This is a genomic window from Rugamonas sp. (assembly GCF_025354735.1).
Taxonomy (GTDB): Bacteria; Pseudomonadota; Gammaproteobacteria; order Burkholderiales; family Burkholderiaceae_D; genus Rugamonas.
Window position 1 is genome coordinate 18,114 of sequence record NZ_JANXMI010000104.1, and the last position, 14,090, is coordinate 32,203.

11 protein-coding genes and 1 tRNA gene are annotated in these 14,090 nt (G+C 68.9%); 3 read left to right on the plus strand and 9 right to left on the minus strand.

Annotation, left to right across the window (positions count from 1 at the left end; all coding sequences use genetic code 11):
• Positions 1–10: 10 nt before the first annotated feature.
• Positions 11–973 (plus strand): formylglycine-generating enzyme family protein, encoded by a 963-nt coding sequence (locus Q0S71_RS08940; protein WP_295994032.1) that lies wholly within the window; start codon positions 11–13, stop codon positions 971–973.
• Here Q0S71_RS08940 and Q0S71_RS08945 read toward each other — a convergent pair.
• The 5 genes from Q0S71_RS08945 to Q0S71_RS08965 all read right to left on the minus strand — a co-directional run bounded on the left by Q0S71_RS08945 (position 970) and on the right by Q0S71_RS08965 (position 6,491).
• Entirely contained in the window at positions 970–3,285 is a 2,316-nt protein-coding gene (locus Q0S71_RS08945) for a molybdopterin cofactor-binding domain-containing protein (RefSeq protein ID WP_295994033.1), read from the minus strand. The genes Q0S71_RS08940 and Q0S71_RS08945 overlap by 4 nt on opposite strands.
• Positions 3,278–3,748 (minus strand): (2Fe-2S)-binding protein, encoded by a 471-nt coding sequence (locus Q0S71_RS08950; protein ID WP_295994034.1) that lies wholly within the window; start codon positions 3,746–3,748, stop codon positions 3,278–3,280. Before Q0S71_RS08950 ends, Q0S71_RS08945 begins: the two co-directional genes overlap by 8 nt.
• A 16-nt stretch (positions 3,749–3,764) precedes the next feature.
• Positions 3,765–5,054, minus strand: coding sequence for a cytochrome c (locus Q0S71_RS08955; RefSeq protein WP_295994035.1), 1,290 nt, complete (start codon positions 5,052–5,054; stop codon positions 3,765–3,767).
• Positions 5,055–5,197: 143 nt separating this feature from the next.
• On the minus strand, positions 5,198–6,151 hold the full coding sequence (locus tag Q0S71_RS08960) for a chemotaxis protein (RefSeq protein WP_295994036.1): 954 nt from the start codon (positions 6,149–6,151) through the stop codon (positions 5,198–5,200).
• A 264-nt stretch (positions 6,152–6,415) separates the two neighbouring features.
• Positions 6,416–6,491: transfer RNA gene (locus Q0S71_RS08965), tRNA-Gly, on the minus strand.
• A gap of 127 nt (positions 6,492–6,618) precedes the next feature.
• On the opposite strand from Q0S71_RS08965, the gene Q0S71_RS08970 reads away from it, so the two are divergent.
• Positions 6,619–8,253 (plus strand): Na+/H+ antiporter, encoded by a 1,635-nt coding sequence (locus Q0S71_RS08970; RefSeq protein ID WP_295994037.1) that lies wholly within the window; start codon positions 6,619–6,621, stop codon positions 8,251–8,253.
• A 68-nt stretch (positions 8,254–8,321) separates the two neighbouring features.
• Here the strand turns inward: Q0S71_RS08970 and Q0S71_RS08975 are convergent, their stop codons facing one another.
• The 4 genes from Q0S71_RS08975 to Q0S71_RS08990 form a co-directional block, all read right to left on the minus strand.
• Positions 8,322–8,870, minus strand: a complete 549-nt coding sequence (locus Q0S71_RS08975; protein WP_295994038.1) for a GGDEF domain-containing protein — start codon at positions 8,868–8,870, stop codon at positions 8,322–8,324.
• Positions 8,858–9,253 carry a hypothetical protein gene (locus tag Q0S71_RS08980; RefSeq protein WP_295994039.1) on the minus strand — a complete coding sequence of 132 codons (396 nt, stop codon included), beginning with the start codon at positions 9,251–9,253 and terminating at the stop codon, positions 8,858–8,860. Before Q0S71_RS08980 ends, Q0S71_RS08975 begins: the two co-directional genes overlap by 13 nt.
• Positions 9,254–9,338: 85 nt before the next feature.
• A complete protein-coding gene (locus tag Q0S71_RS08985) occupies positions 9,339–11,750 on the minus strand; it encodes a penicillin acylase family protein (RefSeq protein ID WP_295994040.1) in 2,412 nt (803 codons plus the stop codon).
• An 84-nt stretch (positions 11,751–11,834) separates the two neighbouring features.
• Complete coding sequence (locus Q0S71_RS08990) at positions 11,835–13,325, minus strand: AMP nucleosidase (RefSeq protein ID WP_295994043.1); 1,491 nt, start codon at positions 13,323–13,325, stop codon at positions 11,835–11,837.
• A gap of 393 nt (positions 13,326–13,718) precedes the next feature.
• Here Q0S71_RS08990 and Q0S71_RS08995 point away from each other — a divergent pair.
• Positions 13,719–14,090 (plus strand): AMP-binding protein (locus Q0S71_RS08995; protein WP_295994041.1); only part of this gene is annotated, 372 nt, incomplete at its 3' end.

Below are 14,090 nucleotides of genomic sequence, written 5' to 3' on the forward strand. Positions count from 1 at the left end.
GAGCGCCGTCATGAGCGAGCCAGCGGACCAGACCCAAGCCGGCATGCGGCGCCTCGCCGGCGGCGTCTTCGAGATGGGATCGGAGCGCTTCTACCCGGAGGAGGCGCCACGCCGCCAGGTCAGGATAGACCCGTTCTGGATCGATGAAACGCCGGTCAGCAACGACGATTTCCAACGCTTCGTCGACGCCACCGGCCACGTGACGCTGGCCGAAATCGCCCCCGATCCGGCCGACTATCCCGGCATGCCGCCGGAACTGGCGGTGGCCGGCTCGCTTGTGTTTGAAAAGCCGGAAGGGCCGCTGCCGCGCGGAGAATTGACGCCGTGGTGGCAATTCCAGTTCGGCGCGGACTGGCGCCATCCGCGCGGTCCCGGCAGTTCACTGGACGGGCTGGGCGCCCATCCCGTGGTCCACATCGCCTACGAGGACGCGGCGGCCTACGCGGCCTGGGCCGGCAAGGCGCTGCCGACCGAGGCCGAATGGGAATACGCGGCCCGTGGCGGCGACGCCGACCGCGACTACGCCTGGGGCGACGAGCTCGCGCCCGGCGGACAAATCATGGCCAACTATTGGCTGGGCGACTTCCCCTATTCCAGCGAGCAGCCGGACCAGCTGGTCGGCCCCAGCGCCGTGCGCAACTACCCGCCCAATGACTACGGCCTGTTCGACATGATAGGCAATGTGTGGGAGTGGACCACCGACTGGTACGCCGAACGCGGCGCCGCCGCCGCCGCGCCGAAAAGCTGCTGCATCCCGCACAATCCCAAGGGCCCGGCCAGCGTACAAGTCAGCTACGATCCCTACACGCCCGAACTGGCCATCGGCCGCAAGGTGCTCAAGGGCGGCTCCTTCCTGTGCGCGCCCAACTACTGCCAGCGCTACCGGCCGGCCGCGCGCCAGCCCGGCGCGGTCGACTCATCATCGTCGCACATCGGCTTTCGCTGCGTGCGCCGCGAGGCGCCGCCGGTTTAGTCCATCACCCTGAGCACGTCGGCCGGCCGCATCGGCAGGTGCCGCAGCCGCGCGCCCACCGCCGCGAAGATGGCGTTGCCGATGGCGGGCCCGACCACCGTCGTCGGCGGCTCGCCCATGCCGGTCGCCGCCTCCGTGCTGGCGATGAATTCGATGTCGAGCGGCGGCACGTCGGCCATGCGCAGCGGCGTGTAGGAATTGAGGTTGGTGTCCCTCACCTCCCCGTTGAGGAATTCCGTGCCCTCCATCAGCGCCATGCTGACGCCCCACAGCGTCGCCCCCTCGGCCTGGGCCAGCGCGCCGTCGGGATGGATCACGGTGCCGCAGTCGATCACCATCGTCAGCTGTTCGATCTTCACGTAGCCGCTTTTGCGGTCGACCTTCACGCGCGCCACGCAGGCGGTCCACGTCGGCATGTCGCGCTCCTGGCCGAAGGTGCTGGCGATGCCCAGGCCCGTATCGGCCGGCATGGCGCCGCCCCAGCCGGCTTTTTCGGCCGCGCGCTTCAACACGGCGGCCATGCGCGCCGCGCCGCCGACGGCGTTCGGCGCGCTGCCGGCGTTGATGCCGGCGCCGTCGAGCAGCGCGATGCGGAAGGCCAGCGGATCGAGCTTGGCGGCGTGGGCCGCTTCGTCGATGAAGCTCTCCAGCGCCCAGTTGGTCCATCCCGGCGCGACGGAGCGCAGCCAGCCGGGCCGGAAGCTGCGGTTGGCCAGGTCGTTCGACACGGCGCGCACCCGGTGCGCGCCGACGCTGTACCAGTGGTCGGCACCGGCGATGGAAAACGGATCGTAGGGCTGGCCGTTTTTCGCCTTCGGCATCAGGGCCGACGCCATCACTTCGGTCGGCCAGCCGGCCGAGGCGTGATGCTCCATGGCGGTGACGGCGCCGCCGTCGCCGAAGGCCATGCGCAGCTTTTGCAGCGAGGCCGAACGGGGCGAATCGAAGCGGGCGTCGTCGGCGCGCGTCAGCACCAGCTTAACCGGGCGGCCCAGCGCCTGCGCCGCCAGCGCGGCCGGCACCAGGTAGTCGCCGTTCAGGCGGCGGCCAAAACCGCCGCCCAGCAAATAAGTGTTGAGCACCACTTTGCTTTCGGCCACGCCGAGCGCCTTGGCCAGCGTCGGCAAAATCAGCGACTGCCACTGGTTGCCAGCGTGCAGATGCCACACGCCGTCCTGCTGCACCGCCACCGCGTTCACCGGTTCGAGCTGGAAGTGCAGCACGGTGCCGGTGGTATAGCTTTGTTCGACCTTCAACTTGGCGCCGGCGAAGGCCGCGTCGACGCCGTCGCCGGCCACCACCAGCGCGCCGACGGAGGCATCGTCGATCAGCTTGCGCGCGTGGTCGAGGATGTCGCCTTCCGACACCTTGGCGGCGGCGCCGGCGTTCCACGTCACGCGCACCAGCTCCGACGCGGCCAGCGCCGCCGCATACGATTCGGCCAGCACCACCACCCAGCCGGGCACCGTGCCGGAAGGGTCGCGCAGTTCGATCGATTTGATGTAACCCTTGATCCGGCGGGCCGCCGCGTCGTCGATGGCCACTACCTTGGAACCATAGCGCGTCGGCGGGATCAGCGGCCGGGCGTAGGCCATGCCGTCGATGTGGGCGTCGATGCCGTAGACGGCGCTGCCGTCGGTCTTGGCCGGCACGTCGAGCGCCTGCACGTCGTGGCCGATCAGGCGGCGCTGGTCCGGCGTCTTCAGCGTGATCGCCTTCAAGTCCTCGGGCGTGTATTTGCGCGCCAGGTTGCCGCGCTGGACGATGGCCGCGTAGGACAGCGATTTCGGTCCCGCGTACACCACGCCGTCGCGCGCCTGGCAGGCCGATACGGCCACGCCCATCAGCTTCGCGCCCTCCTCGATCAGCGCGATGCGGCCGGCCGCGCCGGCGCGCGACAGCGCGTCGTAGCTTTGCCAGACCGACCAGCTGCCGCCGGTGACCATGGTGCCCCATTTGGGATCGCTGTCGACATAATTGAGGCGCACCATATCCCAGCCGGCCTCCAGCTCCTCGGCCACGATGCGCGCCAGCGCGGTGCCGATGTGCTGGCCCATTTCCGCCTTGGCGATGTTGACGACGATGCGGCCGTCGCGGTCGATCTCGTACCAGATGGTGGGATCGAACAGCGGTTGCAGCAGCGGCTGCGGACCCTGGGCGTCGGCCAGGCTGAGACCCGAGCGCAAAAAGGCCAGCGCGAAGCCGGCGCCGGCGGCGCTGATGACGAAGCCGCGCCGCGCCATCGACGCCGGTGCGGCGGTCCGCTCGCCCGGCAATTTAATCATCGGCGGCGTGCGCGTGGGCTTATGCATGGGAGGCTCCCTCGATGTCGGCGGCGGCCTGCTTGATGGCCTTGCGGATGCGGATGTAAGCCATGCAGCGACACAGGTTGCCGCTCATGACGGCGTCGATATTGGCGTCGGTCGGCTGCGGATAATCCTTCAGCAGCGTGGCCGCCTGCATGATCTGGCCCGACTGGCAGTAGCCGCATTGCGGCGCCTGCGCGGCGATCCAGGCTTTTTGCAGCGGGTGCCGGCCGTCCGGCGCCAGTCCCTCGATGGTGGTGACGGCGCCCGCCTCCACCGCGCCCACGGGCGTGATGCAGGAGCGGATCGCGCGGCCGTCGACGTGCACGGTGCAGGCGCCGCACATGCCGATGCCGCAGCCGAATTTGGTGCCCTTCAAACCGACTTCATCGCGGATCACCCACAACAGCGGCGTGTCGACCGGAACGTCGATGGCGACGGCGCGGCCGTTGACTGTGAATTTATTCATGGTGCTCTCGCTCCGTTCAGGGTTGGGATTTGCGCACGGCGGCCAGCGTGTCGTCGACGTTGGTCCATTGCGGCTGCGTGCCGCGGCTGCGGCGCAGGTAGTGGGCCAGTTCGGCGATGTCGCGGTTCGACATGGTGGCGCCGAAGCCCGGCATCATCAAGCCCGGCGCGCCCTCGTCGCGACCGATGCCGTGCACGATCACCTGCAGCAGATTAGTCGGATCGGCGGCCGACAGCGCGCTGTTGAAACCGAGTTCGGGCCGCAGCGCGGAGGCGCGGCCGTCGCTGTTGCTGTGGCAGGAGGCGCAGGCGGCCAGGTACAGCGCGGCGCCGTGGTCGCCGTATTGCGCCACCGCCTGGCCGGACGTCGCCAGCACCCTGGCCTGGACCGCGCCGGCGTTGACGGGGCTCTGCGCCGCGCCGTCGACGTCGGCGAAATAGGCGGCGATGGCGTGGATGTCGGCGTCCGGCATCTTGGCCAGGCCTTCGTGCACCACCTGCGACATCGGGCCGGCGGCGGTGCCGTGCAGCGTGCTGGCGCCGCTGCGCAACAGCGCATACAGTTCCGCCTCCGACCACGGCAGCGGCGAGGTGTTGGCCGCCGTCAGCGCGGGCGCGAACCAGCCGTCGATCTTGGCGCCCAGATAGGGCTTGTTGGCGATCTCGGCGCCGGCCAGGTTGCGCGGCGTGTGGCAGGCGGCGCAATGGCCCAGGCCCTCGGCCAGATAGGCGCCGCGATTCCATTCGGGCGATTTGGCGGCGTTGGCGCGGTACAGGCCCTTGTCGAAGAACAGCAGCTTCCAGCCGGCCTGCAAGGCGCGCACATTGAGCGGGAACGGCACCGTGTTGGCCGGCGCTTCGGCGTGGACGGCCGGCCGCGTCATGAAGTAGGCGTACAGGGAAGTGAGGTCTTCATCGCTGACGCGGGCGAAGTGGGTGTAGGGGAACACCGGGAACAGGTGGGCGCCGTCGCGCCGCACGCCCTCGCGCATGGCGCGCTTGAAGGCGTCCTGCGACCAGCCGCCGATACCGGTCTGCGCGTCCGGTGTGATATTGGTCGCATAAATGGTGCCGAACGGCGTGGCCAGTCCGCGCCCACCGGCGAAGTCGGCGCCGCCCTTGACGGTGTGGCAGGCCGCGCAATTGCCCATGCCGGCCAACTGCGCGCCCTGCGCGACCAGCTGCGGGGAAAAGGCGGTCGCCGGCGGCGGCGCGATGGCGGCGATGGCGGGCCGCCAGTACAGGGCGTAGACGCCGAGCGCGCCCACCACCAGCAGGCCGATCAGGCCCAGCAATATACGTTTCATCGAAACCGACTCCCTGAGTGTTATTTAACAGCGCTAACGTCCGAGCGTAGCGCCAAAAAAACAAACCGTATGTGCGCCAAGGCACGTACGGTTCGGGATGCGGCTTCGAGTGGCGGCGCCGCGCGGGCGGCGTCGCTATTGCTTTATTTGTTGAGCACCTGGCGGATGGTGGCGGCCAGGTCTTCGGCGACGAACTTGGCGACGTAGGCGTCGGCGCCGACGCCTTTCACGTGGTCTTCATTGGTCTTGCCCGACAGCGAGGAGTGGATCACCACCGGTATCTTGCTGAAGCGGGCGTCCTGCTTGACCAGCCGGGTCAGGGTGAAGCCGTCCATCTCCGGCATTTCCAGGTCGGTCAGCACCAGGGCCACCTTGTCGTCGACCGGCACGCCCTCGGCCTTGGCCTGGTCGGCGATGTGCAGCAGGCGTTCCCACGCTTCCTTGCCGGACTTGGTCATCACGAACGGCGCGCCCATGGCTTCCAGGCCTTTTTCGATCAGGCTGCGGGCCACCACGGAATCGTCGGCGGCCAGGATGATGGTGCCCGGCTTCATTTTCAGTTTCGGGCCTATGGTCTCGGGATCGACGTCCTTGCCTTCGGTCGGCACCATCTTGCGCAAGATGGTTTCCACGTCCAGCACCTGGGCCAGGCGGGTGTTGTTGACGTCGCCGTCCAGGCGGGCGATGCTGGTGACCATGCCGCCGGCCGCGCCCTCGGCGGTCAGCACCTGGCTCCAGTCCAGGCGCACGATTTCCTCGACCGATTCGACCGCGAAGGCTTGCGTGGTGCGGGCGAATTCGGTGACCAGCATGATGTTCAGGCCGGTCTTCGGCTTGACGCCGACGATGGCCGGCAAGTCCAGCACGGTGATGATCTGGCCGCGCAGGTTGACCACGCCCAGCATCTGCGGCGAGGAACCGGCCACCGCCGTCACTTCCGGCATGGCGACGATTTCGCGGATCTTGAAGACGTTGATGCCGTACAGTTCGGAATGTTCGCCATTGTCGTCGGCGCCGAGGCGGAACAACAGCAATTCAAATTTATTGGAGTTGGTTAAATTACTGCGTTCGTCGACTTCCTGCTGAACTGATTTCATCGTCTCATCTCCGTCGATGGCACTGCGTGACCTGGTGCGACCGGCGCCACGCGCCGGTTCATAGGGAAAAGCCCCGCCCGAGCAAAAGTTTCATTGCCTTTCCAGTATAACGATATTGCTCCGCACTAAGACGATTTTGGCTTGAATCATGAGGGAAATGGCTGGCGCAGAGGAGGATATACAACGCTCGCCCGCCGTTGGCCGGGAAGCGGACGCGACACGGACGTAAAAAAAGGAAGCCCGGGGGCTTCCTTTTTTCGAATCTGGAGCGGGAGAAGAGTCTCGAACTCTCGACCTCAACCTTGGCAAGGTTGCGCTCTACCAACTGAGCTACTCCCGCGGAGAGGGGGTATTATGACAGGGCCGATAGTTCCGGTCAACAATCTTTGTGAGCTTCTCCACCAAGTTTGCTCCTTTATAATAAAGCCGCCCGCCACGCCGGCGGCGCGACCGTATAAAGGATGACGATGGATGCGATAGAAGTGGTGCTGGCGATGTTGCTGGCGGTGATAGCGAGCGGTTATCTGGTGCGTTTGATACCGGTGGCGCTGCCGCTGCCGCTGTTGCAGATCGCGCTGGGCGCGCTGGTGGTCGGCGTGACGCCGCACGGGGTGGAACTGGAGCCGGACATTTTCTTCCTGCTGTTCCTGCCGCCGCTGCTGTTCCTGGACGGCTGGCGCATTCCCAAAAGCGGCTTGCTGCGCGACAAGGGCGTGATCCTGGAACTGGCGCTGGGCCTGGTCGTGTTCACCGTGGCCGGCGCCGGCTTCCTGATCCACGCCATGATACCGGCCATGCCGCTGCCGGTCGCCTTCGCGCTGGCGGCCATCGTTTCGCCGACCGACCCGGTGGCCGTGGGCGCGATCGCCAAGCGCACCCCGATCCCGAAGCGGCTGATGCACATCCTCGAAGGCGAATCGCTGCTGAACGACGCCAGCGGTCTGGTCTGCTTCCGCTTCGCCGTGGCCGCCGCCATGACCGGCAGCCTGTCGCTGGCCACGGCCGGCCTGACGTTTTTGTGGCTGGCCGTGGCCGGCGTGGCCGTCGGCGTCGCCATCACGCTGGCCGTGGCGCGCGCCCAGACCTGGCTGACGCGCCACTTCGGCGAGCCGGGCGGCTCGGCCATCCTGGTCAACCTGCTGCTGCCCTTCGGCGCCTACCTGATGGCCGAGCGGCTGCACGCGTCGGGCATCCTGGCCGCCGTCGCCGCCGGCATCACGATGAGCTACGTGGAGTTGAGCGGCCACGCCATGGCCGCCACCCGCATCCAGCGCTCGGCCGTGTGGGACACCGTGCAGTTCACCCTCAACGGCACCATGTTCGTGCTGCTCGGCGAGCAGTTGCCGCGCATCTTCCATGGCGCGCGCATGTCGATCGAACAGGGCGGCCACGTCAACCCGTGGTGGCTGGCCGTGTACGCGTTCGCCATCAGCGCCGGCCTGCTGCTGCTGCGCTGCCTGTGGGTGTGGGCTTCGCTGCGGCTGACCATCTACAAGCAAAAGGCGCGCGGCCAGCCGCGGTTGAAAATCAATCCGCGCCTGCTGCTGGCGACGTCGGTGGCCGGCGCGCGCGGCGCCATCACCCTGGCCGGCGTGCTGACGCTGCCGCTGGCCCTGGCCGACGGCACGCCCTTCCCCGCGCGCGACCTGGTGATTTTTCTGGCCAGCGCCGTGATCCTGATTTCGCTGCTGGTGGCCAGCGCCGCGCTGCCGCTGCTGCTCAACGGCATGCACTTCCCCGGCGAGCCGCACGAGCAGGTCGAGGAGGACCGCGCCCGCAAGGCCGCCGCCAGCGCCGCCATCGCCGCCATCGAGCAAGCCCAGATCGCGCAGATGCCGCTGGCGGCCGAACCGGACGTCTATCCGCAGGCGGCGGCGCGCGTGATCGCGCTGTACCGTCACCGCCTCAACGAAGCGGCCTCGCGCAGCGACGACCGCGCCAAATACCGCGAGGCCGACCGCGCCGAATGCGCGCTGCGGCTGGCGGCGCTGCAAGCGGAACGCGACGCCGTGTTCGAGCTGGCGCGCGAGGGCCGGCTGTCGGACGACACGTCGCGCAAGCTGGTGCGGGAAATCGATTTGATGGAAAGCCGTTACCGCTGACGGCGGCCGTGCCGGGCCAGAACCGCCTCGCGCCGCGGCCGTCCGCGCGCCTCCCATCTCGCACAAGCTCACGCGCCGAGCAGCTTGCCGTGGCGCTTGGCTTGATACATGTCCGCGTCGGCCAGTTCAAAAGCCTGGTACAGCGTCATCTCCGGGCCGCGCGTGGCCACGCCGAGCGAGGCCTGCACGCCGAAATCGGCCAGGCTGGTGCGCAGCCGCGCCGCCATATTGCGCGCATCGTCGATGTCGCATTCGACGCTGAGCAGGGCGAATTCGTCGCCGCCCAGCCGCGCCGCGACGTCGCTGGCGCGCGTGGCCTGGCGCAGCGCTTCGCCGGCGCGCACCAGCAGCACGTCGCCGGCCGCGTGGCCGTGGCGGTCGTTGGTCAATTTCAAGCCATCGAGGTCGATCGACACCACGCAGGCCGGATGGCCGTAGCGCTGGCAGCGCAACTCCTCGCGCTGCATCAGCAAGTCCCAGCCGCGCCGGTTGTACAAGCCGGTCAGGCCGTCGCGGGTGGCGTCGGCCTCGGCCCGTTCGGCGCGGCGCGTGGCCTCGGCCGCCACCAGCTCGGCGTTCAGCAACGCCGACAGCAGCGCCGCCATCAGTTCCAGCATCGATTGCTGTTCCAGGATCGCCCCCGGCTGCGGCAACGGATCGATGGCGCACAGGGTGCCGAACAGGCTCCGTCGGCGCGCGTCAGCGGAATGCCGATGTAGGCGCCGATGTCGACCAGGCGGCCGATCGGCGCCGCCGCGTAGCTGTCGACCCGCGCCGAATCGGGCGCCACGCGCGGACCCAGGCCGCGCACCATGCGCGAGCAGAAGGAATCGGTCCAGCGGTAGACCTGGCCGGCGCGCACGCCGTAGCCGTGGTCGTCGGCGTGCAGCACGATCCAGTCCTCGCCCTCGGCGCGCGTGACCATCCATAGCTGGAAACCGCAGCGCTCCCGCAGGAACGCCATCGTCGCGCGCGACGCTTCGGCGAAATCTTTAATCATGCCTTCCTCTTGCGATGGCTGCGGGGGATGGACCAGGTGCGGCATCAAACGATGATACGCCCAATCGCGCGCGCCGCCCTGCCCCCTATGGGCTGAACACCAGCGTGTGTTGCGCGGCGCCGGGCAGCAGCGGCGTGGCCGTGCCGCGCACCCAGTCCGCGTGGCCGAGCAGGAAATACGGCGACAAGGGGTGGCCGCTCTGCCCGCCCGGCATGTTGAACAAGCCCTGCTCCTCGCGCCCCGGCTGCACCGTCATCCGCTCCGACTGGCCGAACTTGGGGCCGGCCACGCGCGGCATGTGGCTGTCGCCGGGCAGCATGTCGGCCGGCGCCGACAGCCAGCGCGCCAGCGCCGGCAGCGCCGCCGCGATCGGGTGGGCGATGGGGGCCGTGTTGCGCCGGCCCCAGGTGGCCGCCAGCAGCGGCTCGCCGTCCTTGCTCAAATCGGCGATCACGCGGTCGAGCGCGGCCAGCTGCACTTGCCGCCAGTCGGCGTAGGATGGCGGCAGCCAGGCGGCCGGCTGCTCGTCGAGCAGGCGCGCCAGCACCACCGGCCAGCGCGACGTGATGGCGGCCATGCTGGCGCGGGCGTCGATGGCGGCCAGCTGGCCGTTGGCGTTGTCGTACACGATGTCGTACAGCGCGAACAGGTAGCCGCGCGCGATGCGGTAGCCGACCGAGTCGACGCTGGCGCGGCCGCTCCAGCTTTCCCGCAACAGCCGCAAAGCTTCGGCGCGCTGCGGCCGGCCGGCGGTGGCGTCGGCGTCGGGTACGCTGAGCGCCGCGATGGCGCGCTCGCGCCACTGGCCCATGAAGATGGCGCGGTCGTCCAGCGTCACGCCATAGACGGCCGCCACATCGGTCCTGGCGCCGAGCGCCGTCAAGTTGTCGCGCACCTGATGCGTGCGGGCGCCGAGGTCGAAGCCGCCGTCGCCGATCAATTCCGCGCCGGCGCCGGCCAGCTGCCGGCTGTTGGCCGTGGCCAGCTGGCCGCCGGCCGGATTGCGCACCCGGGGATACTCGTCCGGCGCCAGCCAGCCGTCCCACACGCCTGCCGGGTCGTCGGCCGCCAGCGGATAGGTGCTGGCGTCGCCGGCCGGCGCGCGCCGCGGCAGCGGCCCGGCGATGGTCCAGCCGATATTGCCCTGGGCGTCGCCGGCGACGAAATTCTGCGCCGGGATGCCCAGCGTGGGCGCGATCGCCAGCGCCTGGTCCAGCGTGTCGGCCGTTTCCAGCCGGCCCGAATTGGCGTTGGCGGCCACCGGCGCGTGCGCGCTCCAGTGGATGGCGTAGCTGCGGCCCATGGCCACGCGCAGCGGGCCGAGCGTGGTCTCGCGCACCGTCAGCGTGACGGCCGGCGCGCCCTTCACCAGGATGGTTTCGTCCGTCGCCGCCGGGGTTTCCCAGCCGGCCTGCGTGCGCACCTTGCCCGGCCTGGCGGCGTCGGTGTCGAGCGCGATCAGGTCCAGATAATCGCCGTAGCTGTTGGTGTAGCCCCAGGCCACGCGGCCGTTGCTGCCGGCCACCACCAGCGGCATGCCGGGCAGCGTCACGCCGACCACGCGCCGCATCACGCCCTGCGCGTCGGGGAACTGCAAGGCCAGCCGGTACCAGGTGGCGGGCAGCTGGAGGCCGAGGTGCATATCGTCGGAGACGATGGCGCCGCCACCGGTGCCGTTGCGGGCGCCGGCGACGGCCCAGTTGTTGCTGCCCACCGTATCGAGGAAGGCGGCGGCGGCCACCTGCCGCGCCGGCGCCGTTTTCGGCCGGCCCCACCAGGCCGGCGGTGTGGCCGGCATCGGCGCCGGCGTGACGGCGATCCGGTCGGCGTCCAGCGGCGCGTCCCATGCCGACGCGGTCGGCGCCAGGAAGGCGCGCTGTTCGGCCGTGCTGTGCTCGCGCAACCAGCCGCGCGCCAGTTCGCGCGCTTCCTGGCCGCCCTGCAAATCGAAGTACATGGCCCAGATGCACAGCAGCGAATCGGCCGGCGACCAGGCGCGCGGCGCGACCCGGGTCAGCACATATTCGAACGGCCGCGCCGACAGCTGGCCCAGGCCGTCGTTGACGCCGGCCGTGTAGCGCTCCAGCAGCAGGCGGTCGGCCGCCGGCATCGCCAGCAGCGCCAGCTCGGCGCGCGCGCGGAAGCGGTGCAGGCGGTGCGCCTGGTCGAGCGGCACGGCGCGCGGACCGAACATCTCGGCCAGTTCGCCGGCGCCGGAGCGGCGCAGCAAATCCATCTGGAAGTAGCGCTCCTGCGCGTGCACGTAGCCGGTGGCGTAGGCGACGTCGAGCCGGTTGGCGCCACGGATCAGCGGCACGCCGTGATCGTCGCGCGCGACGCTGACCGTGGCGCTCAGGCCGGCCACGCGGCGATGGCCGTCGAGCTGCGCCAGGCTGCCCCGCAAGAACAGCCACGCGCCCAGCAACAGCAACGCCAGCAAGGCCGCGATGGCCATCACCACGCGCCTGAACCAAGCACCGATTCCCGTTTTCTTCATACCATCCCCGTTCGCCACAAAACCAGTGCCGCAGGCGATAGTGCCAGATATTTTATGAAAATGAAAACGTTTGTTGCGGGCCGTTTACTGGAAGGCCACCTCGGCGAAGCTGCGCAGTTTGCGGCTGTGCAACTTGTCCACGCCCAGCTCGCGCAGCAGTTCGACGGCGCGGATGCCGATGCGCAGGTGCTGGTCGACGCGGTCGCGGTAAAACTGGTTGGCCATGCCGGGCAGCTTGATCTCGCCGTGCATCGGCTTGTCGCTCACGCACAGCAGCGTCCCGTAGGGCACGCGGAAGCGGAAACCGTTGGCCGCGATGGTGGCGCTTTCCATGTCCAGCGCCACCGCGCGGCTCTGGCTGAAGCGCCGCTCCGGGGTGCGCTGCGGCAGCAGCTCCCAGTTGCGGTTGTCGGTGCTGGCGACGGTGCCGGTGCGCATCACGCGCTTCAAATCGTGGCCGGTCAGCTGCGTGACGTCGGCCACCGCCGCCTCGATCGCCACCTGCACCTCGGCCAGCGGCGGGATCGGCACCCACAGCGGCAAATCCTCGTCGAGCACATGGTCTTCGCGCACATAGCCGTGGGCCAGCACGTAGTCGCCCAGCTGCTGCGTGTTGCGCAGGCCGGCGCAGTGACCCAGCATCAGCCAGGCGTGCGGGCGCAGCACGGCGATATGGTCGGTGATGGTCTTGGCGTTGGCCGGCCCGACGCCGATGTTGACCATGCTGATGCCGCTGCCGTCGGCCCGGATCAGGTGGTAGGCCGGCATCTGCGGCAGTCGCGGCGGGGCCGCGCCCAGCGCGTCGCCGGCCTGGGCGGCGCAGCCGGCGCGCCGCGTGACCAGGTTGCCCGGCTCGACGAAGGCGATGTATTCGTCGCCGCCGCCATCGCCGCCGCCGTTCGCCAAGGGCTGCGTCATCAGCTGCTGCCCCAGCTTGATGAATTCATCCATATAAAACTGGTAGTTGGTGAACAGGACGAACTTCTGGAAGTGCAGCGGCGCCGTACCGGTATAGTGGCGCAGCCGCTGCAAGGAGTAGTCCACGCGCGGCGCCGTGAACAGCGACAGCGGCTGGGCCTCGCCGGGCGGCGTTTCGTAGGTGCCGTTGGCGATGCCGTCGTCCATCGCCGCCAGGTTGGGCAGGTCGAACACGTCGCGCATCAGCAGCCGGCGCTCGGCGCTCATATTGCCCTCGATGTGATCGTGTTCGGCGAAGGAAAAGTGGATGGGGATCGGTTGCGCGCTGACGCCCACCTCCAGCTGCACCTGGCCGCTGCCGCCGTGGTTCTTGAGCAGCAGCTTGAATTGCTGCTGGTAGTAGCTGGCGAATAAATCGGGCCGCGTCAGCGTCGTTTCGTAGGTGCCGGGGCCGGCGACGAAACCGAAGGACAGGCGCGAATCGGCGCGCGCCACCGTATCGGTGTGGATGCGCACGAAGGGATAGCAGGCCCGCACATGCTCGGTGAATTCTTCGCCGGCGACGAAGCGGCGCATGCTCTCGCGCAGATAGTCGATGTTGGCGTCGTAGATGGCGCGTACCTGTTCGTAGGCGGCGACGGCATCGTCGAACAGCATGGGGATGATGACAGGTCGGGTCGGCACTATGCTACTCCTTCAAAAAACCAGCGTGAAGTACGGGACAGCCTGGTTCCTATTGTAATGGCTGCAAGCCCGCCGCGCCTAGCGGCCCCGCCCCACACAATTTGTTACCAACTATTGCGCCGGGAAGGGTGGGCTGGCGCCCGATCCCCCTATGGCGGGGCCATCGCTTGCCGTACAATGACAGCGCTAGCGCAGGCCGCCGGCGACGCAAACGGAACCATTGTTTTGCCGTGCGATGGCTTACACTGGCCGCGCGCGGCGCCGCAGCGGGAATATGTCGGTCCGCGGCGGCACGTCGCACCATGTAACACCATGCGGCACCATGTATCGGCAGCACCCAGCCTTACCACACCGAAAAGCGTCACCATGAACGATCTCGTCCCACCGCCATCCACCCACCTGCATCCCGATATTTTGTACGGCGCCTTCCGCGCCGATTTGCTGCGCGAGGAAATCCTGGCCGACCTGCTCGAAGCGAGCGCGCGCCGCGCGCCGGAGCAGACGGCGCTGATCTTCGGCGCGCGGCGCCTTAGCTACGCCGAACTCGATGCCCAGGCCGACCTGGTGGCGGCGCGGCTGATCGAGGCCGGCGTAGGGCCGGGCCGCATCGTCGGCCTGTGGCTGCCGCGCGGCATAGAGCTGCTGGTGATGCAGGCCGGGATCGCCAAGGCCGGCGCGGCCTGGCTGCCGGTCGATGAAGACACGCCCGTCGAACGCCTGCAAGTGTGCCTGGACGAC

Coding starts and splice junctions, on each gene's coding strand:
- Q0S71_RS08940 (WP_295994032.1), top strand. CDS start 11: ATGAGCGAGCCAGCGGACCAGACCCAAGCCGGCATGCGGCGCCTCGCC.
- Q0S71_RS08945 (WP_295994033.1), bottom strand. CDS start 3,285: ATGCATAAGCCCACGCGCACGCCGCCGATGATTAAATTGCCGGGCGAG.
- Q0S71_RS08950 (WP_295994034.1), bottom strand. CDS start 3,748: ATGAATAAATTCACAGTCAACGGCCGCGCCGTCGCCATCGACGTTCCG.
- Q0S71_RS08955 (WP_295994035.1), bottom strand. CDS start 5,054: ATGAAACGTATATTGCTGGGCCTGATCGGCCTGCTGGTGGTGGGCGCG.
- Q0S71_RS08960 (WP_295994036.1), bottom strand. CDS start 6,151: ATGAAATCAGTTCAGCAGGAAGTCGACGAACGCAGTAATTTAACCAAC.
- Q0S71_RS08970 (WP_295994037.1), top strand. CDS start 6,619: ATGGATGCGATAGAAGTGGTGCTGGCGATGTTGCTGGCGGTGATAGCG.
- Q0S71_RS08975 (WP_295994038.1), bottom strand. CDS start 8,870: ATGCTGGAACTGATGGCGGCGCTGCTGTCGGCGTTGCTGAACGCCGAG.
- Q0S71_RS08980 (WP_295994039.1), bottom strand. CDS start 9,253: ATGATTAAAGATTTCGCCGAAGCGTCGCGCGCGACGATGGCGTTCCTG.
- Q0S71_RS08985 (WP_295994040.1), bottom strand. CDS start 11,750: ATGAAGAAAACGGGAATCGGTGCTTGGTTCAGGCGCGTGGTGATGGCC.
- Q0S71_RS08990 (WP_295994043.1), bottom strand. CDS start 13,325: ATGCTGTTCGACGATGCCGTCGCCGCCTACGAACAGGTACGCGCCATC.